Raw genomic sequence first — 20,659 nt, forward strand, 5'->3', positions numbered from 1 at the left:
GACATGACCGGCAGCCCGGCAACCGGCTGTCGTTCTGCTGACCAGAAACGCCGGTCAACGCAGATTCTTCTGAACAGAAGCGGGGTTAGCGTCGGGCAACCTCGGCCGGCCCCGCGTCCGCAGACCGGCCCGGCCCACACCCACCAGGAGGCACGTTGACTGCCAGCGACGGGCAGACCGATGAGTTCATCGTGGTCGGTGGCGGCATCGGCGGGCTCGGCACCGCTCTCGCCCTGGCCCGCGCCGGGCGGCAGGTCCGGGTGTTGGAACGGGCCGCCGCCTTCGGCGAGGTCGGTGCCGGCATCCAGCTCGCCCCCAACGCCACCAGGCTGCTACGCGAATGGGGCCTGCTCGACCGGTTGATCGCCGCCGGGCTGGCGCCCCGGCACCTGGTCCTCGCCGACGCCCGCACCGGGCGGGAACTGAACCGGCTCGACCTCACCGGGCCGTTCACCGAGCGTTACCTGGCCCCGTACGTCGTCGCGCACCGCCGTGACCTGCTCGACCTGCTGCTCGCCGGGGCCGCCGAGGCCGGCGCGGTACTCGAACCCGATCGGGAGGTGACCGCGATCCGGCCCGGCCCGGACGCCGTCGAGATCGACTGCGCCGGCGGGCAGCGTCACCGGGCCCGGGCGGTCGTCGCCGCCGACGGCCTGCACTCCCGGTTCCGCGCCCTGGTCAGCGACGACGAGCCGGAATGCAGCGGCTACGTCGCCTACCGGGGCGCGATCCCGATCGAACAGGCCAGCCGGACCGCCGACCTGTCCGAGGTGGTCGCCTTCATCGGCCCCGGGATGCACTTCGTGCAGTACGCCCTGCGCGGCGGCAGCTACTACAACCAGGTCGCGGTGTTCCGCAGCGAACGGTACCGGCAGGGCGACCCGGACTGGGGCGGCCCGGCCGAGCTGCAGGAGGCGTTCTCCCGGGCCTGCCCGCACGTGCGGACCGCCGTCCAGGCGATCCGGACCGACCAGCGGTGGCCGATGTACGACCGGACGCCGATCGACGACTGGGTGCACGGCGGCCGGGTCACCCTGCTCGGCGACGCCGCCCATCCGATGCTGCAGTACCTGGCCCAGGGTGCCTGCCAGGCGCTGGAGGACGCCGCCGCGCTCGCCGCCGCCGTCACCCGGCACCTGCCCGCCGGGCCGATCGGAGCCGACGCGCCGGTCCACCTCGCGCTGCGGGAGTTCGTCCGCGAACGGGCCCCCCGCACCGCCCGGGTGCAGCGCAACGCCCGCACCTGGGGCGACATCTGGCACGTCGACGGCGTCGCCGCCGCGCTGCGCGATGACGCGCTGGCCCACCGTGGCCCCACCGACTACCAGTCCACCGACTGGCTCTTCGGCCACACCGCCGCCCAGCGCGGCTCCTCCCCCACCGCGAACCCCACCGCGAGTCCCACCGCGAGTCCCACCGCGAGTCCCACCGCGAACCTGGTGCCGGACGCGCCGACCGCCACCCCGACGACAAGCCGAGACGAGGCGCGATGATCCCCGACCCCGGACGCGACTGGCGTCTGCTGATCGACGGTCGGCTGGTCCCGGCCAGCGACGGCGGGGCGACCCCGACCCGGTCACCGGCCACCGGCGTGGTGCTCGGCCGGGCACCCGCCGCCACCGTCGCCGACGTCGACCGGGCCGTACGGGCGGCACACGCCGCACAACCGCAGTGGGCGGCCACCCCGCCCCGGCAACGGGCCGCCGTACTACGGTCGATGGCCGACGTGCTGCGCGCACACCGCGCCGAACTCGGTCACCTCGACGCCGCCGACGGCGGCAACCCGGTCACCGCGATGACCGCCGATGTCGACCTCGCCGCCGAGCTGCTGGACCGGTTCGCCGACTGGGCCGACCAACTCGGCGGCCGGACCCTGCCCGGCGGCGACGACCATCTGCACTACACCACCCGACGGCCGTACGGCGTGGTCGCCCGGATCGTGCCGTACAACCATCCGGTCATGTTCGCCGCCTCCCGGGTCGCGGCACCGCTGCTGGCCGGCAACTCGGTGGTGCTCAAGGCCCCCGACCAGACGCCGCTGTCCGCGCTGCGTTTCGGTGAGCTGGTCGCCGAGCTGCTGCCAGCCGGGGTGCTGGCGGTGCTGACCGGCGACGGCGCCACCGTCGGGCCGGCGCTGGTCGGCCACCCACTGGTGCGGCGGATCGCGTTCACCGGCAGCACCGGTACCGGCCAGGCGGTGCTGCGCACCGCCGCCGCGCACGGCGTCAAACAGGTGTCGTTGGAGCTGGGCGGCAAGAACCCGATGGTGATCCTGGCCGACGCCGACGTGGCCGCCGCCAGCGCCGGCGCGGTCGCCGGAATGAACTTCCACTGGACCGGCGGGCAGTCCTGCGGCTCCACCTCCCGGCTGCTGGTGCACCGCTCGCTCGTCGACGAGGTGGTCGAGCGGGTAGTGGCCGGCACCCGCACCGTGCGGGTCGGTGACCCGCTGGACCCGGCCACCGAGATGGGCACCATGGTCTCGGCCGCCCACCGGGACCGGATCGCCGGCTTCCTGCGGCAGGGTCGCGACACCGGGCTGACCGTGGCCACCGGCGGTGGCCTGCCGGACGGGCCCGGCGCGTACGTCGAACCCACCGTCTTCGTCGACGTGCCGCCGGACAATCCGCTGGCCCGCGAGGAGATCTTCGGGCCGGTGCTCTGCGTCACCCCGTTCGACGACGAACGGGAGGCGCTGCGGATGGTCAACGACTCGCCGTACGGTCTGACCGCCAGCGTGTGGACCGGCGACGTCGGTCGGGCGCACCGCTGGGCCCGGTCGGTCGACGCCGGCTACGTGTGGATCAACACCGCGTCCCGGCACTTCGCCGGCCTGCCGTTCGGCGGGGTCAAGGACTCCGGCCTCGGCAGCGAGGAGAGCGTCGAGGAACTGCACTCGTTCACCCAGCCCAAGTCGGTCACCGTCCACCTGGGACCGACGAACGACCCACGAGGAGGCGACCGTGGCGACCACTGACCACCCGGCCGACACCTACGACGGCATCATCATCGGGGCCGGCCAGCACGGCCTGATCCTCGGCACCTACCTGGCCCGGGCCGGGCTGCGGGTGCTCCTGGTCGAACGGCGGCTGCGCCACGGCGGCGGGCTGAGCACCGAGGAACGCACCCTGCCCGGATTCCAGCACAACTTGCACTCGATCAACCACTTCAGCGTCACCTCGACGCCATGGTTCCGTGACCTGGGGCTGTCCGCCCGGGTGCGCTACCTGACCCCACGGTACGAGTTCGCCCAGCCGCACCGCGACGGCAGCGCGCTGGTCTTCTCCCGCGACCTCGACGAGACGCTGGCCAGCATCGGCCGGTTCAGCAAGGCCGACGCCGACACGTTCCGGGAGTGGAACGCCAAGGCGGAGGAGATGACCCAGCGGATCTTCCTGCGGGAGCGGTTCAGTGAGCCGCTGAGCCCGGCCGACCGCGACGATCTGCTCGGCCGTACCGCGTTGGGCCGTGACTTCCTGGAGCTGACCCGACGGCAACCCGGCGAGGTGGTCGAGGAGCTGTTCACCGACGAGCGGGTCAAGGTGCTGTTCCTGTTCAAGCTGTCACTGTTCGGCACCGTGCTGCACGAGACGCTCGGCACGCACAGCCCGCTCGGCTCGCTGATCCGCGCCTTCGACCTGACCACCGGCTACGAGCTGTGCGCCGGCGGCAGTTGGAATCTGGCCCGCGGGCTGATGGAGGAGTTCATCGCCGCTGGCGGACACTTCGTCAACCAGGCGCACGTCGAGCGGATCGTCGTCGAGGGCGGTCGGGCCACCGGCATCGAACTCGCCGACGGGCGCTCGATGCGGGCCCGGCAGTTCGTGGCCAGCACCCTGGACCTGCACCAGACCCTGGAGACGCTGGTCGGCCGCGATCAGCTGCCCGCCGACTACCTGGCCCGGCTGGACAAGTTCCACTACACCGGCTGGACACTGTTCGGCCTGCACCTGGCGCTCGACGAGGCCCCGGCGTACACCTCGGCGGCCTTCGACCCGCATGTGAACGGGGCGCTGAAGTACAACATCGGCTCGGAGACGATCGCCAGCCTGATGGCCGCACACGACGACGTGGACAACGGCCGGGTGCCGAGCAACGTCCAGTTCGGTGCCGGGGCGCTGAGCGTGCTCGACCCGAGCCAGGCGCCGCCGGGCAAGCACACCGCGTACGCCTGGCATGTGGTGCCGTGGGCACCCGACGGCGACCACGAGAACCTGCGCCGGATGCAGGGCGACATGGCCGCGTCGATCATGGACAGGTGGCGGGAGTACGCGCCCAACCTGACCGACGCCACCGTGCTGGGCTCGTACACCTACACCGCGTACGAGTACGCGCAGGAACTGATCAACATGCGGCACGGCGACATCTTCATGGGGGCGCTCAGCGCCGACCAGGTGCTGCACAACCACTTCGGTTACCGCACCCCACTGCCGAACCTCTACCTGGCCGGCTCGGCCTGCCACCCCAACGGGGCGATCAGCGGTGGCGCCGGGTACATCGCCGCCGGGGTGATCGCCCGCGACCTGGGTGTCGAACCGTGGTGGCAGCCGATGGACGCCCGTACCGAACTGTCCCGGCTCGGCGATGGCTGACCGGCTGACCGGCCGGGTGGCCATCGTCACCGGCGGCGGACAAGGGCTCGGCCGGGCCTTCGCGCACCGGCTGGCGGCCGACGGGGCGCGGGTGGTGGTGGCCGACCGCAACACCGAGGCGGCCGGTGCCGTCGCCGCCGAGATCGGCGACGGCGCGCTCGCCGTCGAGGTCGACGTCGCCGACCCGGACAGCGTGGCGGCGATGGTCCGGCGCGGCACCGACGCGTTCGGTGGGATCGACGTCCTGGTCAACAACGCGGCGATCTTCTCCACCCTGGCGATGCGGCCGTTCGACCAGATCGACCCGGCCGAGTGGGACCAGGTGATGGCGGTCAACGTCCGCGGACCGTTCCTGTGCACCCGGGCGGTCGCGCCGGTGATGCGCCGGGCCGGCTACGGCAAGGTGGTCAACATCTCGTCGGCCACCGTGTGGATCGGCCGACCGCACTACCTGCACTACGTGACCTCCAAGGCGGCGCTGATCGGGATGACCCGGGCGCTGGCCACCGAGCTGGGCCCGGCCGGGGTACGGGTCAACGCGGTCACCCCGGGTGCCACCCGTACCGAGATCCCGCGGGCCACCGTCACCCCGGAGCAGGAGGCGGCGATCGTCGCAGGCCAGGCGATCAAACGGCGGCAGGTGCCGGCCGACCTGGTCGGCGTGGTCGCCTTCCTCGCCGGGCCGGACAGCGACTTCATCACCGGGCAGACGGTCAACGTCGACGGCGGCGCGGCGTTCCACTGAGAAAGTTCAGACCGTCGCGAGGATTGGAGGCACCATGGCGCACCGGCTGCCGATCAGCCTGGCCTGCTGGGACTACGACCGCACCCGGGCGTTGCGGGAGGGCACCGTACGGCCGACCGGCGTGGACCTGACCTACCTTCCGCTGTCGCCGGAGGAGACCTTCTTCCGGATGCTGCGCTGGCAGGAGTTCGACGTCGCGGAGATGTCCCTGTCGTCGTACGTGCTGTCGCTGTTCGCCGACGAGCCGCCGTTCGTGGCGATCCCGGTCTTCCCGTCGCGGGTGTTCCGGCACGGCTCGATCTACCTGGCGCCGTCGTCTACGGTCCGCGACCCGGCCGAGCTGGCCGGTCGCACCGTCGGGATCCCGGAGTACCAGATGACCGCCGCCGTGTGGATTCGCGGCATCCTGGCCGAACACCACGGGCTGCCGGTCGACGCGGTCAGCTACCGCACCGGCGGGCTGCACCACGCCGGCCGGCAGGAGAAGCTGCGGCTGGACCTGCCGGACCGGTTCGACGTACGGCCGATCGGGGCGGACGAGACCCTTGACGGGCTGCTGCGCACCGGCGCGATCGACGCCCTGTACACCGCGCGGGCACCCCGGTCGTTCGACCCGGCCGCCGGCCCGGACCGGGTCCGGCGGCTGTTCGCCGACCCGGCCGCCGCCGAACGGACGTACCTGCGGGCCACCGGCATCTTCCCGATCATGCATACGGTGGTGCTGCGCCGCGACGTCTACCAGCGGCACCGGTGGCTGGCCCGGGCGCTGCTGGACGCGTTCACCGAGGCTAAGGACCAGGTCTACACCGAACTGCGGGAGGTGACCGCGTTGAAGGTCAGCCTGCCGTGGGTGGTGCCGGCCGCCGAGGAGGCGGCGGCGCTGCTGGGCGACGACTTCTGGCCGTACGGCGTCGAACCCAACCGGACGGTGCTGGAGACGTTTCTGCGCTACTCGCACGAGCAGGGCCTGGCCCGGCGGCGGCTGGACCCGGCGGAGCTGTTCGCCCCGGAGACCCTCGCCGACACCCTGGTCTGAACCCGACACCCGACACCCGCTGGTCTCAGTCCGGACCGGCTAGGACACGGCGGACCGGCGCAGCAGGGCCCGCAGGGCCGGCTCCTCCACCGGCCGGGACAGGCCGAACCCCTGCCCGAACTCGCAGCCCATCGCGGTCAGCTCGGCCCGCTGGTCGTCGTTCTCGATCCCCTCGGCCACCGTGCTGAGCCGCAGCCCTCGGCTCATCGCCAGGATGGCCTGGACCACCGGCAGGCAGGTCGGATCCTCGGCGCCGATCCGGCCCACGAACATCTTGTCGATCTTCAACTCGTCGATCGGATACCGGTGCAGGTGGCCGAGGGAGCTGAATCCGGTGCCGAAGTCGTCCAGGGCGATCCGCACGCCGAGTCGACGCAGCGCGGACAGCTGCGACTCGATCGCGTCGTGCTCGGTGGCCAGGACGCTCTCGGTCATCTCCAAGGTCAGCGTGGCCGGCGGCAGACCGGAGCGTTCCAACGCGGCCAGCACGTCCGCGACCACGTCGCCCAGCATGAACTGGCGCACGCTGACATTGACGTTGATCTGCAGCGGTCGCCCGCTGAGTCGCTGCCATCCGGCACCGGTGACACAGGCCTCGTGGAGAATCCAGCGGCCGAGGGGGACGATCAGACCACTGCCCTCGACCAGCGGGATGAACTGGTCCGGCCGGACCATGCCGCGCTGCGGGTGACGCCACCGGACCAGCGCCTCCACTCCGCGTACCGCACCGTCGGACAGCGTGTGGATCGGCTGGTAGTGCAGCACGAACTCGCGCCGCGGCAGCGCGTCCTGCGCCTCGACCTGCAGGCGTAGCCGGTCGACCGCCGGCTGGTGCAGCTCCGTGCGGTACCGCACCCGGCGGGCCCGTGGGGCGGCCTTGGCGATCCGCAGCGCGATGTCGGCCTCGCGCATCAGCCGGTCGGCGTCGGCGTCACCGTCGCTGACCGCGATACCGACCCGGGCGGAGACCAGCCGCAGGTGGCCGGCCACCTCGATCGGCCGGTCGAAGACCGCCAACAGGTCGTCGGCGATCCGCTCGGTGTCGCGGGCGGCGGCCCGCTCGGCGGTCAGCAGCACCGCGAACTCGTCACCGCCGAGCCCGGCCAGCAGGTCGGAGTCCGGCAGCCGGTGCCGCAGCAGGCCGGCGACCTCGACCAGCAGGTCGTCACCCGCCTGGTGGCCGAGAGCGTCGTTGACCACCTTGAACGAATCGATGTCGAGCAGCAACAGTGCGACGTCGATGGTGGTGCCGAGCTCTGCGGCCAACCGTTCCCGCAGCAGGGCCCGGTTGGCCAGTCCGGTCAACGGATCGTGGTACGCCTGATGGCGCAGCCGTTCGGTGAGCCGTACCCGCTCGGTCACGTCACGGACGGCGAACAACAGCCCGCGTACGTTCGGATCGTGCAGCAGGTTCTGCCCGCTGATCTCGACCGTGGCGGGTTGGTCGGCGTCCGGGGCCGCGACCCGGCACTGCAGGGTCGCCGCCGCACCGGAGTCGCCGAGCAGCCGGGCGAGCCAGGCGTCGGCCGCCGGCCGGTCCGGCGGGACGATCCAGGACAGCAGCCGGTCACCGGGCAGCCCGTCGGCGAGCCGGAACACGTCCGCCGCCGCCGGGCTCAGGTAGCTGACCGTGGTGTCCCGGTCGGTCAGCACGATCACGTCGCGCGACGACCGGACGACCGCCTCGAACCGGGCCGCCGTACCGGTCTCGAACCGGCGGACCGCGAGCAGCACCAGGCGCAGCGCCAACGACGACAGCAGCAGGCCGGGTCCGTACTGGCCGAGCTGCACCTCAGCCAGGGTGCCGCCAGCGGCGAGCACGCCGGTGGTCATCGCAGCGAGGGTGAACCCGACCGAGAGCAACGCCGCGGGCAGCCCACCGTAGAGCGCGCGCAGCGCGGTGCCGACGAACAGCACCCCACCCGCCGGCAGCGCCCCGACCGCCCAGATCACCACACCGACAGCGGCGGCGGCCACCAGATCGTGGGCGATCGTCGGTCGTTCCCGACGGTACAGCCGCACGGCGAGCACCGCCAGGACGGCGACGGCGGGTAGCACCGGCCAGGACCGGCTCGGCTCGACCACCGGCGAGATCAGCCACTGTGGAATCACAGTGGCCAGGCAGGCCAGCAGGAACGCCAGGAAGGCCCGGCGCACCACCGGCAGTAACGGCTGGTTCGCCCCGACCTTCACCCAGGAGCGCAGCGCGGTCGACCACTGCCGGCGGCGTCCAGAGGCCATGTCCGCCAGACTACGGCCTGCGATCATGGCCTGGGGGGCCGACACTCCAGCGTTCGGTGTCCCTGGTGGACTGTTTGGTGGATACCGCAGGCCGGGCTGCCGGTGTTAGCGACCAGTTCGTCACAACAAGTTGGACCGGTGGAATCCGCCATCGACCGGGATCATCGCCCCGGACAGGTACGACGAGTCCTCCGAGCACAAAAAAGCGATGGCCGCCGCGAACTCGTCGTACCCGCCGACCCGGCCCAGGTGCACCGCCCGGTCGAGATGCTGCTGGCGGTCCGGGGTCCGGTTGGGAAACGGCGCGTTGCCGACGACGATCCCGTTCGACGAGATCCCGCGGGACCCGTACTCCTTGGCGATCGAGGCGACCAGGGCACCCATTCCGGCCTTGGCGGCGGCGTAGGCCGCACCGTTGACCTGGCCGTTGGTGCCGGAGATCGAGCCGATGCCGACGATGTGCCCGCGCCCGGCGGCCAGCATGCCGGGCAGTACGGCCCGGGCGCAGAGGAACGCCGAGGTGAGGTTCAACGCGAGGAATCCGCTCCAGTCCTCGATGCTGGCGTCGGCCACCGCCGCCCAGGCGGCGCCGGGCAGTGCTCCACCGGCGTTGTTGACCAGGATGTCGACCGGGCCGTACCGGTCGGCCACCTCGGCGACCAGGTCGGTCACCTGGTCGGCCGAGGTGATGTCGGCCCGGCCGGCGACCGCGCGGCCGGGCAGGTCGGCGGCGGCCGCCCGGGTCTCGGCGATGCCGTCGGGATTGATGTCGTTGACGACGACCGTCGCTGATTCGGCGGCGAACCGCAGCGCGGTGGCCCGGCCGATCCCCCGGCCGGCGCCGGTGACCAGAGCAACCTTTCCGGTGAATCTCCCGGGCATCGCTTCAGCCTTTCTGGAACAGGGGGTTGCGGGCGTTTTCGCTGATCACGACCATGGTGGCGAAGCGCCAGCCGACGTCGGACTCACGTCGCATGCCGAACAGGTAGGCACCTTCGTGCTCGCCCCGGCGAAACTGCGGGCCGTCGCCGCTGGTCGCGACGAGGCTGTACACGGCGGCGACCGAGGCGGTCCGGCCGTCATCGGCGACCCGGATCACCGGAGGGTGGATGAGGTGACGCAGTTCGTAGGAGTTGATCACGTCGGCGGACGGTGGCCCGTCGGCGTCACCGGAGCGGGGCAGGACCGGGCGGAAGTACAGCTCGCGGAGCTTCTCCTTGCCCTTGACGGTCTCGTTCAGGGTGCCGCGCAACTGCCGCTCGAAGTCCTCGGTGTAGTACTCCAGCAGGTCGTCCCAGCGGCGCCGGTCGCACAGCCAGCCGTAGAGCATCACCAGGTCGGCGATCCGGCGGTGGTCCTCGGCGAGGGCCACCCGCTGCTCGACCGTCTCCGGGGTCCGCTCGGGCAGTTGGACCACGGCGATCAGTTCGTCGAGTTCGTCGTCAGTCATCGGGTCTCCACGTTTCAGGCAGGTAACGGGGTCTCGCTCAAAGTACCAAGCGCTTGTTAGGCTGGCAACGTGCAATCCGATGAACCGGCTCCGTTGCTCGCCGTCGAGAACCTCGCCACGAGCTTCTCGACGCCGCGGGGTGTGCTGCGCGCCGTCGACGGGGTCTCCTTCACCCTCGCGCCCAGCGAGGCGCTCGGCGTCGTCGGCGAATCCGGATCCGGCAAATCGGTGCTGGTCCGCACCGTCATGAACATCCTGCCCCGGCAGGCGCAGGTCGCGGCGGAAAGTCGGATCCTGTTCGAGGGCCAGGAGGTACGCGACCGACGAGGCGCCGCCGCCCGACACTTCTGGGGCGCGGAGGTGGCCATGGTGTTCCAGGATCCGATGACATCGCTCAACCCGGTCCGCACCATCGGTCGGCAACTCACCGAGCCGATGCGTCACCACCTCGGGCTCAGCAGACGGGCCGCCGACACCCGTGCCGCCGAACTACTCGCCGAGGTCGGCATCAGCGAGCCGGTCCGACGGTTGAGCCAGTACCCGCACGAACTCTCCGGCGGCATGCGGCAACGCGTCATGATCGGCATCGCGCTGTCCTGCTCGCCCAAGCTGCTCATCGCCGACGAGCCGACCACCGCGCTGGACGTGACCGTGCAGAAGGAGATCCTCGACCTGCTCGCCCGGCTGCGTACCGAGCTGCGGATGGCGATGATCCTGATCAGTCACGACCTGGCCGTGGTGTCCGGCCGCACCGACCGGACCATGGTCATGTACGCCGGCCGGGTAGCCGAGATCGGTCCGACCGCCGAGCTGTTCCGGCACACCCGGCACCCGTACACGACGGCCCTGCTGCGCTCGACCCCCCGGATCGACCAGCCCAGCCACACTCCGCTGGAGGTGATCGCCGGCGGCGCCCCCGACCTGGTGCACCCACCGCCCGGCTGCCGCTTCGCCCCCCGCTGCCGGCAGGCCCGGCCCCGGTGCCAGCAGGAGGACCCGGCGCTGGCCGACAAGCCCGGGCACCGGTACGCCTGCTTCTACCCGGTCGGCACCGAGGCCGGCGACCGCGCGCTCGCCGAGAACCTCGCCGACGGCCGGACCGGGGCCGGACTGGACCTCACACCGGTCCGCACCGACCGGTCCACCCTCGACGGGGCGGTGAACTGATGGCCGGCACCGGCAAGGCGCACCTGCGCGACACCGACGACGTGGTGCTGCGGGTCGAGGACCTGACCGTACGGTTCCCGGCCGGCCGGGGACGCAGCGTGCAGGCGGTCTCCGGGATCAGCCTCGACGCCCGGGTCCGGGAGACCGTCGGCCTGGTCGGTGAGTCGGGCTGCGGAAAGTCCACCACCGGCCGGGCGATCCTGCAGCTGCCCCCGCCGACCAGTGGATCGGTCCGGTTCGACGGCACCGAGTTGACGGCGCTGCGCGGCGAGCGGCTGCGGCGCACCCGCACCCGACTCCAGATGATCTTCCAGGACCCGATCTCGTCGCTCAACCCCCGCCGTACCGTCCGGGACATCGTCGCCGAAGGTCTGCGGATCTGGCACCGCGAGGGCGGTCCCGCCGCCCGTCGGCGGGTGGACGAGGTCCTCGACGCCGTCGGGCTGGACCCCCGGCTGGTCGGCGACCGACGACCGCACGAGCTCTCCGGCGGGCAGTGCCAGCGGGTCTGCATCGCCCGCGCGCTGGTGCTGGAACCGGCCGTGGTGCTCTGCGACGAACCGGTCAGCGCGCTGGACGTCTCGGTGCAGGCCCAGATCCTCAACCTGCTGGAGGAGATGAAACAGCGGTACGGCCTGACGCTGCTGTTCGTCGCCCACGATCTGGCGGTGGTGAAGCGGGTCAGCGACCGAATCGTGGTGATGTACCTGGGTAAGATCTGCGAGGTCGCATCGCCGGACGTGCTGTTCGCCCGTCCCGCCCACCCGTACACGGCGCTGCTGCTGCGCTCGATCCCGGAGCTGGACGACGGCTCCCCGGCACCGGCCCGCACCAGCGGTGAACTGCCGTCGGCGCTCGACCCGCCGAGCGGCTGCCGGTTCCGAACCCGGTGCCCACGCGCGGCGGATGTCTGCGCCCGCACCGAGCCGCAGCTGCGCCAGACCGGCCCGGACCAGTACGTCGCCTGCCACTTCCCGCAGGACGCGCCGGCCGACGGACCCACCGCCGGCCGGTCGCGGCCGTGAGGGCCGGGTCAGTCCGCGGCGGCCGGCGCCACGAGCAGCTCGTCGTGGCGCATCCAGTCCAGCACGTGTTCCCGACGGCTGATCAGCCAGCGGCCGTCGACCCGGACCAGTTCGTCGAGGTAGCGCAGACCCCGGGTGCGCATCCGGGGGCCGGTGGCCGGCCGGTCGATCAGGTGGGCCTGGGCGTAGGTCTGCGCCACCGCACGGTCGCCGGTCACCTCGGCGAAGTGGTTGCCGATGAAGTGCATCGACGCCCGCAGGTCGACGATCTCCAGGGGGAACCGGACCGGCGACTGGCCGGTGAAGAACGCCATGATCCGGTCGATCCCGCCGGCTACCCGTACTCCTTCGTAGATTCCCTCCACGTCGTCGGTGAAGCAGCCACGCAGCCGGTCCCAGTCCCGGCTGTCGATCGCCATGAAGTACCGGTTCACCACGTCGGCGATGGCCAGCCGGTCGGCGGTCAGCGTTTCCATGACCCGATCTCCCGTTCTTGAGTCGACGGTGTCGCGTAACAGCGGCACCCAATCGAAAGGTGTGCATGATGCCCGGATACGCCGATGACCGAGCGGCCATCGTCGAATTGCTGAACCGGTACGCGCAGTGCTGCGACCGGCGTGAGTTCGAGGCGGTCGGCGGCTGCTTCACCGACGACGCCCAGGCCGAGTACTCCGGCAAGCGGTTGCCGCGCGGGGTGCGCCACATCGTCGCGCACATGGCGCCGCTGGCCCGACTGGCCGCCAGCCAGCACGTGGTCGGCTCGGCCACCATCGAGGTCGACGGCGACTCGGCGGTCGCCAGCTCGTACACGGTGGCCCACCTGGTCCGGCCGGTGCCGGACGGGCACGAGGTGGTGCACCGAGGACTGCACTACGCCGACCGGCTGATCCGCACCGGCGACGGCTGGCGGATCAGTGAACGGGTGCACCAGGTGCTCTGGAGCACCAGCTCGCCGACCACCTGGCCGGTGCCCCGGTTCACCACCGCCGCCCAGCCGGCCGACTGACCGGTCGTCGCAGGCAGATCCGGGGGTGCGGACAGATCCGGGTGGGTCCGGCATCGCCGGGCTCACCCGGACGCCGTCAGGTCGTCGAAAGCGTCCCCGAGGCGGTCGACCGCAGCCACCAGACCCGCCGGGCCCAGCATGCTGAACGACAGGCGCAGGTGCCGGGGATAGCCGTCGGCCAGTGAGAACTCGTTACCCGGGACCACCGAGACGGCCCGGCGCATCGCGGCGCGGGCCAGGGCCAACGCGTCGATCCCCGGGGTCTGGACGCTGGCCCAGACAAACATCCCGCCGTCCGGCATCTGGGTGGCCAGCCGACCGGCCAGCTGGTCGGCCACCGCCCCGGTCAGGGCTTCGGCCCGCACCCGGTACAGGTCCCGCAGCCCGGCCAGGTGCCCGGCGAACCAGTCCGGATCGGCCAGCAGCTCGACGAGCAGCCGTTGGCTCAACGCGGCGGAGTTCAGGTCGGTCGCCTGTTTGGCCACCGTTAGCGCCCGGTGCAGCCACCTCGGTGCGGCCAGGTAGCCGACCCGCAGCCCGGGTGCCACCAGCTTGGAGAAGCTGCCGAGGTAGACCACCTGCTCGGCGGCGTCGGCGGCGACCGGCGGCAGGTCCGCTCCGGCGAACCGCAGCTGGCCGTACGGGTCGTCCTCGACGATGAGGAAGCCGTACCGGGCCGCGAGCTGCGCCAGTCGGGTACGCCGTCGCGCGGTGAGGGTGCGTCCGCTCGGGTTGGAGAAGTTCGGCACCAGGTAGCACAGCTTCGGCCGTAACCCGGCCCGTAGCCGCCCGGCCAGCAGCGCGGTGTCCATCCCGTCGTCGTCGACCGGCACCTCGACGATCCTCGGCTGGTAGCCGGCCAACGCCCGCAGCGCCCCGACGTAGGCCGGCGACTCGACCACCGCCACGTCACCGGGGTCCAGCAGCACCTTGCCGATCAGGTCGAGCGCCTGTTGCGAACCGGTGGTGACCAGCAACCGCCCGGTCGGGTCGGGCAGCCGCAGCCGGCCGGCCAGGTCGGCGCCGACCAGGTCGAGCAGGTCCGGGTCGCCCTCGGTGGCCGAGTACTGCAGGGCGGCGCCGGCGGCGCCGGCCAGCGCCCGCTCGGCCGCCTCGGCGACCGCCCGCGCCGGGAACGCCTCGGCCGGCGGCAGCCCGCCGCCGAGCGACAGCAGCGTCGGCCCGGATACGTCACCGGCGGACGGCCGGGCCGCCGCCGCGACCAGCTCCCGCAGCCTCGACGGACGCATCCCGGCGGTACGGGCGGCGAACTCGGGTCGGGACGTCATCGCATTCCTTCCGTTGACGCTGGTCGGCGTCACCCCATCGACCATCCGCCGTTGGCCCGAATCAGCTGCCCGGTGACGAACCGGGCGGCGTCGGAGACCAGGTAGAGCACCAGCAGTGCCTGGTCCTGCGGCTCACCGACGATGTTCAGCGGCGAGCGGGCCGCCATGCCGGCCAGCCACTGGCTGCGCCGCTCCTCGTCGACGGTGCCGTCGGCGGCGGTGAAGTTGCGGGCACTGAAATTGGTCAGCGTGGCGCCGGGCGCGATCGCGTTGACCCGGACCCCTTTCGGGCCGAGCTCCAGGGCGAGGGTCCGGGTCATCCCGACGACGGCGAGTTTGCCGAGGTGGTACAGCCCGTAGCCGGCGGCGGGCAGGTCGGCGGCGGTCGACGAGATGTTCACGATGGCTCCGTGGCCCTGGCGGGTCATCACTGCGGCGGCGGCCTGGCAGCCGTACAGCACGCCCTTGACGCTGATCGCGAACTCGGCGTCGAGGTCCGCCCCGGTGACCTCGGTCAGCTCACGGACCAGCGACGGCACACCGGCGATGTTGCACGCGACGTCGAGGCCGCCGTACCGGTCGACGGCGGCGGCGGCCAGGGCGTCCAGGTCGGCCCGACGGCTGACATCGGTATGCTGGAAGCTGGCCCGACCGCCGGCGTCGGTGATCGCCGCGACGGTCGCCGCGCCGCGCTCGCCGTCGATGTCGGCGACCACCACCGCCGCGCCGACCCGGGCAAGGGTCTGCGCGACCGCCTGGCCGATTCCGCTGCCGGCGCCGGTGACCGTGGCCACCCGGCCGTCCAGCCGGAACGCCGACTCGTCCATCCGCATGACGTACCTCCTGCTGCTCGGGTCGAGGGCGGCCAGGTCCCGGACGTTGTCGTCAGACCTGCAAGTCCCGGGGATCCCAGCGGGCCCGGGCACGTTCCCCGACGATGTTCAGGCTGAAGACGGTGAGGAACATGAACACACCGGGGATCAGCGGCACGTGCGGGTGCCGGCGCAGCTCCCGCAGGCCACCCTCGGCGATCATGTTTCCCCAGGACGGGGCGGGCTGCTGCAGCCCGAGGCCGAGGAAGGCCAGCGATCCTTCCGCGACGATCAGCACGGCGGCGACGATGAAGGCGTAGGAGACCAGCGGCAGTGCCACGTTGGGCAGCAGTTCGCGGATCAGGATCCGGGTGTGCCGGGCGCCCATCGCCCGGCTGGCGGTGACGAACTCCCGTTGGGCGAACAGCAGCGTGTTGGCCCGGGCCAGCCGGATCATCGTCGGGATGCCGACCACGGCCAGGGCCAGACCGCTCTTGAGTACCGCCTCCGGCACGGTCCGGGGCGGGCCGAGCACCGCGGCGAAGGCGATCAGCAGGACGAGGGCGGGAATCACCAGGGCGGCGTCGGCGAAGACTCCGATCACCACGTCCACCCAGCCACGGAAGTAGCCGGCGACCATACCGACCGCACCGCCGATCAGCAGGCTGACCAGTACGGTGCAGCCGACGGTCAGCAGGCTCACCCGGGCTCCGTAGATGGACCGGGCCAGCAGGTCGAGACCGAAGCCGTTGGTGCCCAGCGGGTTGGCCGAGAACAGGTCGGGTCGGGCGTAGCCGGCGATCCCGATCGTCTGGGTGGTGTCGTCGGCGTTGCCCAGCGGCAGCAGGTCGGCGAGCAGGGCGCAACCGGTGAGGACGACCAGCCAGCCGAGGCTGAACCAGAAGGCGAGGTCGATCCGACGGCGTCGGGTACGGCTGGGCTCAGGCATGCCGCCTCCGGATCCGTGGGTCCAGATAGCCGTACAGCACGTCGACGGTGAGGTTCAGCAGCAGGTAGATGACCGCGATCAGCAGGACACCGCCCTGCACCAGCTTGTAGTCGTTGCTCTGCGCGGCGTTGATGATCACGTTGCCCACCCCGGGCAGCACGAAGACCGCCTCGACGATGATGGTGCCGCCGAGCAGCCGGCCGGCGCTCACCCCGGCCAGGGTGATCAGCGAGAACGACGAGGGGCGCAGCGCCTCCCGGAGCATGATGTGCCAGCCGGGCATGCCCTTGGCCTTCGCGGCCAGGATGAAGTCCTCCTGCAGGGTGGCGACCAGGTCGCCGCGCAGCAGCCGGGCGAAGACCGGGGCCTCGGCCAACGCCAGGGTGAGCGCGGGCAGGAAGGCGTGCCACAGGTTCTGGCCCAGACCGTCGTCGGACGGCCGGGACCACTGTCCGAGTGGGAACCAGTCCAGGTGGATGGCGAACACCAGCAGCAGGAGCAGGCCGACCAGGAACGGCGGGACCGAGATGACGCCGATGGTGCCGGCCGAGATCCACCGGTCGACCAGCCCACCGGCCCGGTACGCCGACCACATCGCCAACGGGACGGCGATCAGCAGGGCCAGCACGATGGCCATCGCGGCGAGCTGCAGGTTCACCGGGAACGCCCGCAGCAGCCGGTCGGAGACGTTCTCGATCGGCGGGACCAGGTTCTGGCCGAGGTCGCCACGCAGTACGCCACCGAGCCATTCGAGGTAGCGCTGCACGGGCGGCTGGTCCAGCCCCATCTCGGTCCGGATCCGCTGGTAGTCGGCAGGCGTACCGGTGTTGCCGAGCACCTGCGCGGCGGGGTCGCCCGGCCCCAGCTGAAGCAGGACGAACGTGCCCACGCTGACCAGGAACAGCACCGGGACGAGCAGGGCCAGTTTGACGGCCACCGTCCGTAACATCAGTGCTCCTCCTCTCGTCGTCGCCGGGTCACACCAGCGGGGCCGGGCCGCCGTCGACCTCGATGGTCTGGCCGGTCAGGTACGACGCCGCGTCGCTGGCCAGCCATCGGATCGCCGCGGCGATCTCGGCAGGGTCGCCGATCCGGCCGAGGACCGCGATCCGGCCCATCGCGTCGATCTCGGCGGCGCTGCGGTTGCGCTCCATCAACGGGGTACGGACCGGTCCGGGTGCGACGCAGTTGACCCGGACCCCGGCGGGACCGTGGTCGATGGCCAGCGCCCGGGTCAGTCCGACCACCCCGGCCTTGGCGGCGCAGTACGCCGGGTTGGCCCGCATGCCGCGCAGTCCGGCCCCGGACGAGACGTTGACGATGGCCCCGCCGACCGCTGTCAGCTGCGGCAGCGCGGCCCGGCACATCAGGTAGACCGAGGTGAGGTTGAGTGCCAGCCAGCGGTCCCACTCGGCGAGGTCGATGTCGATCACGGTACGGCCGGGCCGGCTGCCGCCCACCACGTTGATCAGCGCGTCCAGCCGCCCGTACCGGGTGGTGGCCGCGTCGACCGCCGCGGCGGCGCCGGCCTCGGTGGTCGCGTCGGCGACCACGGTCGTCACCCGGTCGGCGCCAGCCCGGTCGGCGCCAGCCCGGTCGGCGCCGGCCAGGTCGGCGGCGGTCGCTGCCAGCCCGGCCGCGTCGACGTCGGCCAGCACCAGCCGGTGTCCGGCCTCGGCGAACGACCGTGCGGTGGCCGCCCCGATTCCGTGGGCGGCCGCGGTGATCAGGGCCACCGGGGGTGCCGGGGTGGTACCGGCGCTGCCGGCACCACCCCGCCCGGTGACCCGCGCCGACGGGTCAGCGGCGTCGGTCGCGGATCGTCCGGTCATCCCCGCGTCGCCCGACCGAGCAGCACCACGGTGTTGACGCTCTGCAGCACGTCGCCGACCTCGTCGGAGATCAGCACGACCTCCGGCTGCGCGGTCAGCGCGAGGAACGGCACGTCCTCGGCGTACGCCCGGGCGATGGTGCTGATCGCGGCCTTGACCTCGGCCTCGCTGCCGGCGGCCCGGCCGGCGGCGATCGCCTCGTCGACGCTGGGGTTGACGTAGCCGGAGAAGTTGCCACCGCCGGTGGTGACGTAGGTCGAGTTGAAGTCGCGGTTGAGGGCGAAGAACGGCTCGGCGTCGGAGATCGACGAGCCGAAGCAGGCCAGGTCGAAGTCCTTGCGCACGATGACCGCCGAGGTGTTCGCGGCAATCTCCTGCTGGTCGGTGAGGTCGACCTGCATACCGGCCGCCTCCAGCATGCCCTGCACGGCGGTCCCCCAGGTCGGCAGGCCGGTGTGGCAGCTGACCCGGATGCGCCCGTCCCAGCCGTCGGCCTTGGCCTGCTCGACCAGGTCGCGGGCCCGCTCGATGTCGTAGGCCGGTCCTTCGACACCGTCGTACCAGCGGGACTCTTCGGAGATCAGGGCGCTGGACATGAAGCCGGCGCCGCCGTACACCCGCTGTTTGAGCGTCTCCAGGTCGATGGCGGCGGCCACCGCCTGCCGGACCCGCTTGTCGGCGGTGGGTGCGGTGGACTCCAGTTCGGTGCCGTCCGGCTGGCCCTCGCACCGCGGTGCCGGCTCGCCTTCCTGGCAGGTGATCGGGAACCCGTTGTTCATGATCAGGGTGTCGTTGGCGGAGTACTGGACCCGGATGCCCTCGGCACCGTCCGCCTCGGCGTCCGCGATCGCCCCGGCGTCACGCAGGAATGCCAGGTCGACGCTGCCCGCGCGGAACGCCTCGTAGGTCTGCGGCCCGTCACCGGCGTGGATGAACCGCACCCCGTCCAGCGGGACGTCGCCGCCCCAGTAGTCGGGGTTGCGGGTGAGGGTCAGCGACTCGTCGGGCCGGAACTCGTCGAAGACGAACGGCCCGGCACCGGCGCCCTGCGGGTTGGTGCCGAACGCGTCGCCCTGGGCGGCCACCGCCGCCGGGTTGACCACCATGCCGGGGGTCCCGGCGAGGGCGAACGGGAAGTTGTTCCACGGGAAGGCGAGGGTGAACACCACCGTCAGGTCGTCGGGGGTGGCGTAGTCGGTGATCGGCGCGACCAGCGAACTGGCGTTGGACCGTGCCTCGGTGTGCCGTTGCATGTTCGCCACGACGGCCGCCGAGTCGTACGGCGCGCCGTCGCTGAAGGTGATCCCGGACCGCAGGGTGAGGGTCCACTGGGTGAAGTCGTCATTGGGGGTCAGCGACTCGGCGGTCTGCGGCTCGAAGGCGCCGCTGGCCGGGTCGTACCGCATGATCGTGTCGTAGAGCGCCGCGAGCTCCGCGCCGCCGGAGTTGCCGGTGCCGGCCACCTGGACCGGGTCGAGTGACTGGGTGGCGGACCAGGTGGCCATGGTGATTGTGCCGCCGGTCTCGTTGGTTTCGTTGTCGTCGCCGCAGGCGGCGACGGTGGCGAGCAGCAGCCCGGCCACCGCGACGCGGGCGGGCGCCCCGTTCCACTTGTATTTCCGACCAGTTGCCATCTGCTTCTCCTGGTAGCCGTGAAGCCCGAGGCTTTGTGAATGCCATGTAAACTAGCTGCGTACCGGCCACCAATCAAGCGCTCGCTTGGAGATTGTTACCCGAGCTCGATCTGGGGCGACCAGCCCGGCACCGACACCCGTCGCACCAAGCGCTTGATTGACTCTGCTATGCTGGCGCCCGCCCGTTGCACCGCAGACCCGAAAGAGGCACCGTGGCAGAGTCGCTGGATCGACGACAGCAGATCATCGCCTGCGCGGCGGCCTTCTTCGCCAGTCGCGGCGTGGCCGCCACCACGGTCCGGCAGATCGCCGACGAGGTCGGCATCCTGTCCGGCAGCCTGTACCACCATTTCGACTCGAAGGAAGCGATCATCGAGGCGATCCTCGGTCCCTACCTGGAGGATCTGCGCCACCGGTACGCCGAGGTACTGGCCGGGGAGAACGACCCGGCGACCCGGCTGCGCGAGCTGGTCCGCGCCTCGCTGGACACCGCCGCGGCGCACCCGCACGCCACCGAGATCTATCAGAATGACGTCAACTACCTGCGTGGCCTGGCCCGGTTCCACTACCTCAAGGACGTCGCCCGCGAGGTGCAGAGCGCCTGGCTCGGGGTGATCGAAGCGGGCGTCAGCAGCGGAGCGTTCCGCCCCGACATCGACACCCGGGTGTTCTACCGCTTCATCCGCGACGCGGTCTGGCTGTCGGTCCGGTGGTTCCACCCGGGCCCCGACAATCCCACCAGCCGGCTCGCCGACCAGTGCACCGCGATCTTCCTCGACGGCCTGGCAGCGCGCCCGACCGATGCGGACACGCCGGCCCCGGCGGCCCTGCCGACCCCACCAGCCGCAGTCGACGGGGCGGCGCCGGCACCGGCCGGCTGA

General features: G+C 71.9%; 19 protein-coding genes. 9 read left to right on the forward strand and 10 right to left on the reverse strand.

What is annotated here, in order from left to right:
• Positions 1-155 precede the first annotated feature (155 nt).
• Genes ACN27J_RS06760 through ACN27J_RS06780 form a run of 5 tightly spaced genes read left to right on the forward strand, consistent with a single transcriptional unit; the run spans position 156 to position 6,373 of the window.
• Entirely contained in the window at positions 156-1,493 is a 1,338-nt protein-coding gene (locus ACN27J_RS06760) for an FAD-dependent monooxygenase (RefSeq protein WP_421364577.1), read from the forward strand.
• Positions 1,490-2,977 (forward strand): aldehyde dehydrogenase family protein, encoded by a 1,488-nt coding sequence (locus ACN27J_RS06765; protein ID WP_421364579.1) that lies wholly within the window; start codon positions 1,490-1,492, stop codon positions 2,975-2,977. The genes ACN27J_RS06760 and ACN27J_RS06765 overlap by 4 nt, the downstream gene beginning before the upstream one ends.
• Complete coding sequence (locus ACN27J_RS06770; RefSeq protein ID WP_421364580.1) at positions 2,964-4,592, forward strand: phytoene desaturase family protein; 1,629 nt, start codon at positions 2,964-2,966, stop codon at positions 4,590-4,592. The genes ACN27J_RS06765 and ACN27J_RS06770 overlap by 14 nt, the downstream gene beginning before the upstream one ends.
• Positions 4,585-5,337 carry an SDR family NAD(P)-dependent oxidoreductase gene (locus ACN27J_RS06775; protein WP_421364581.1) on the forward strand — a complete coding sequence of 251 codons (753 nt, stop codon included), beginning with the start codon at positions 4,585-4,587 and terminating at the stop codon, positions 5,335-5,337. Before ACN27J_RS06770 ends, ACN27J_RS06775 begins: the two co-directional genes overlap by 8 nt.
• A gap of 34 nt (positions 5,338-5,371) precedes the next feature.
• Entirely contained in the window at positions 5,372-6,373 is a 1,002-nt protein-coding gene (locus tag ACN27J_RS06780) for an ABC transporter substrate-binding protein (protein WP_421364583.1), read from the forward strand.
• 39 nt (positions 6,374-6,412) lie between these two features.
• Here the strand turns inward: ACN27J_RS06780 and ACN27J_RS06785 are convergent, their stop codons facing one another.
• The 3 genes from ACN27J_RS06785 to ACN27J_RS06795 form a co-directional block, all read right to left on the reverse strand.
• Positions 6,413-8,614 carry a putative bifunctional diguanylate cyclase/phosphodiesterase gene (locus tag ACN27J_RS06785; RefSeq protein ID WP_421364585.1) on the reverse strand — a complete coding sequence of 734 codons (2,202 nt, stop codon included), beginning with the start codon at positions 8,612-8,614 and terminating at the stop codon, positions 6,413-6,415.
• 120 nt (positions 8,615-8,734) lie between these two features.
• On the reverse strand, positions 8,735-9,496 hold the full coding sequence (locus tag ACN27J_RS06790; protein ID WP_421364586.1) for an SDR family NAD(P)-dependent oxidoreductase: 762 nt from the start codon (positions 9,494-9,496) through the stop codon (positions 8,735-8,737).
• A 4-nt stretch (positions 9,497-9,500) separates the two neighbouring features.
• Positions 9,501-10,064 carry a nuclear transport factor 2 family protein gene (locus tag ACN27J_RS06795; protein WP_421364587.1) on the reverse strand — a complete coding sequence of 188 codons (564 nt, stop codon included), beginning with the start codon at positions 10,062-10,064 and terminating at the stop codon, positions 9,501-9,503.
• A gap of 69 nt (positions 10,065-10,133) precedes the next feature.
• Here ACN27J_RS06795 and ACN27J_RS06800 point away from each other — a divergent pair, with 69 nt between their 5' ends.
• Together ACN27J_RS06800 and ACN27J_RS06805 are read left to right on the forward strand one after the other, a co-directional pair.
• Positions 10,134-11,231 carry an ABC transporter ATP-binding protein gene (locus tag ACN27J_RS06800; protein WP_421364589.1) on the forward strand — a complete coding sequence of 366 codons (1,098 nt, stop codon included), beginning with the start codon at positions 10,134-10,136 and terminating at the stop codon, positions 11,229-11,231.
• Positions 11,231-12,256: an ABC transporter ATP-binding protein gene (locus tag ACN27J_RS06805; protein ID WP_278169622.1), complete on the forward strand. Its 1,026-nt coding sequence runs from the start codon at positions 11,231-11,233 to the stop codon at positions 12,254-12,256. The genes ACN27J_RS06800 and ACN27J_RS06805 overlap by 1 nt, the downstream gene beginning before the upstream one ends.
• Before the next feature lie 8 nt (positions 12,257-12,264).
• Here ACN27J_RS06805 and ACN27J_RS06810 read toward each other — a convergent pair whose 3' ends face one another.
• Positions 12,265-12,732 (reverse strand): nuclear transport factor 2 family protein, encoded by a 468-nt coding sequence (locus tag ACN27J_RS06810; RefSeq protein WP_421364590.1) that lies wholly within the window; start codon positions 12,730-12,732, stop codon positions 12,265-12,267.
• Between the two features lie 68 nt (positions 12,733-12,800).
• On the opposite strand from ACN27J_RS06810, the gene ACN27J_RS06815 reads away from it, so the two are divergent.
• Positions 12,801-13,262, forward strand: coding sequence for a nuclear transport factor 2 family protein (locus tag ACN27J_RS06815; RefSeq protein WP_421364592.1), 462 nt, complete (start codon positions 12,801-12,803; stop codon positions 13,260-13,262).
• Positions 13,263-13,324: 62 nt separating this feature from the next.
• On the opposite strand, the gene ACN27J_RS06820 is transcribed toward ACN27J_RS06815, so the two are convergent.
• From ACN27J_RS06820 to ACN27J_RS06845, 6 genes are read right to left on the reverse strand one after another with little or no spacing between them, the layout of a single operon-like run.
• Positions 13,325-14,551: a PLP-dependent aminotransferase family protein gene (locus ACN27J_RS06820; RefSeq protein WP_421364594.1), complete on the reverse strand. Its 1,227-nt coding sequence runs from the start codon at positions 14,549-14,551 to the stop codon at positions 13,325-13,327.
• Between the two features lie 29 nt (positions 14,552-14,580).
• Positions 14,581-15,384: an SDR family NAD(P)-dependent oxidoreductase gene (locus tag ACN27J_RS06825; protein WP_421364596.1), complete on the reverse strand. Its 804-nt coding sequence runs from the start codon at positions 15,382-15,384 to the stop codon at positions 14,581-14,583.
• A gap of 52 nt (positions 15,385-15,436) precedes the next feature.
• Positions 15,437-16,312 carry an ABC transporter permease gene (locus tag ACN27J_RS06830; RefSeq protein WP_421364597.1) on the reverse strand — a complete coding sequence of 292 codons (876 nt, stop codon included), beginning with the start codon at positions 16,310-16,312 and terminating at the stop codon, positions 15,437-15,439.
• Complete coding sequence (locus tag ACN27J_RS06835; RefSeq protein ID WP_278169628.1) at positions 16,305-17,261, reverse strand: ABC transporter permease; 957 nt, start codon at positions 17,259-17,261, stop codon at positions 16,305-16,307. Before ACN27J_RS06835 ends, ACN27J_RS06830 begins: the two co-directional genes overlap by 8 nt.
• Before the next feature lie 28 nt (positions 17,262-17,289).
• Positions 17,290-18,144 (reverse strand): SDR family NAD(P)-dependent oxidoreductase, encoded by an 855-nt coding sequence (locus ACN27J_RS06840; protein WP_421364599.1) that lies wholly within the window; start codon positions 18,142-18,144, stop codon positions 17,290-17,292.
• Positions 18,141-19,778, reverse strand: coding sequence for an ABC transporter substrate-binding protein (locus ACN27J_RS06845; protein ID WP_421364601.1), 1,638 nt, complete (start codon positions 19,776-19,778; stop codon positions 18,141-18,143). The genes ACN27J_RS06840 and ACN27J_RS06845 overlap by 4 nt, the downstream gene beginning before the upstream one ends.
• A gap of 212 nt (positions 19,779-19,990) precedes the next feature.
• Here ACN27J_RS06845 and ACN27J_RS06850 point away from each other — a divergent pair, with 212 nt between their 5' ends.
• Positions 19,991-20,659 (forward strand): TetR/AcrR family transcriptional regulator, encoded by a 669-nt coding sequence (locus tag ACN27J_RS06850; protein WP_421364602.1) that lies wholly within the window; start codon positions 19,991-19,993, stop codon positions 20,657-20,659.

Origin of the sequence: Solwaraspora sp. WMMB762 (assembly GCF_049179115.1) — a bacterium.
Lineage (GTDB): Bacteria > Actinomycetota > Actinomycetes > Mycobacteriales > Micromonosporaceae > Micromonospora_E.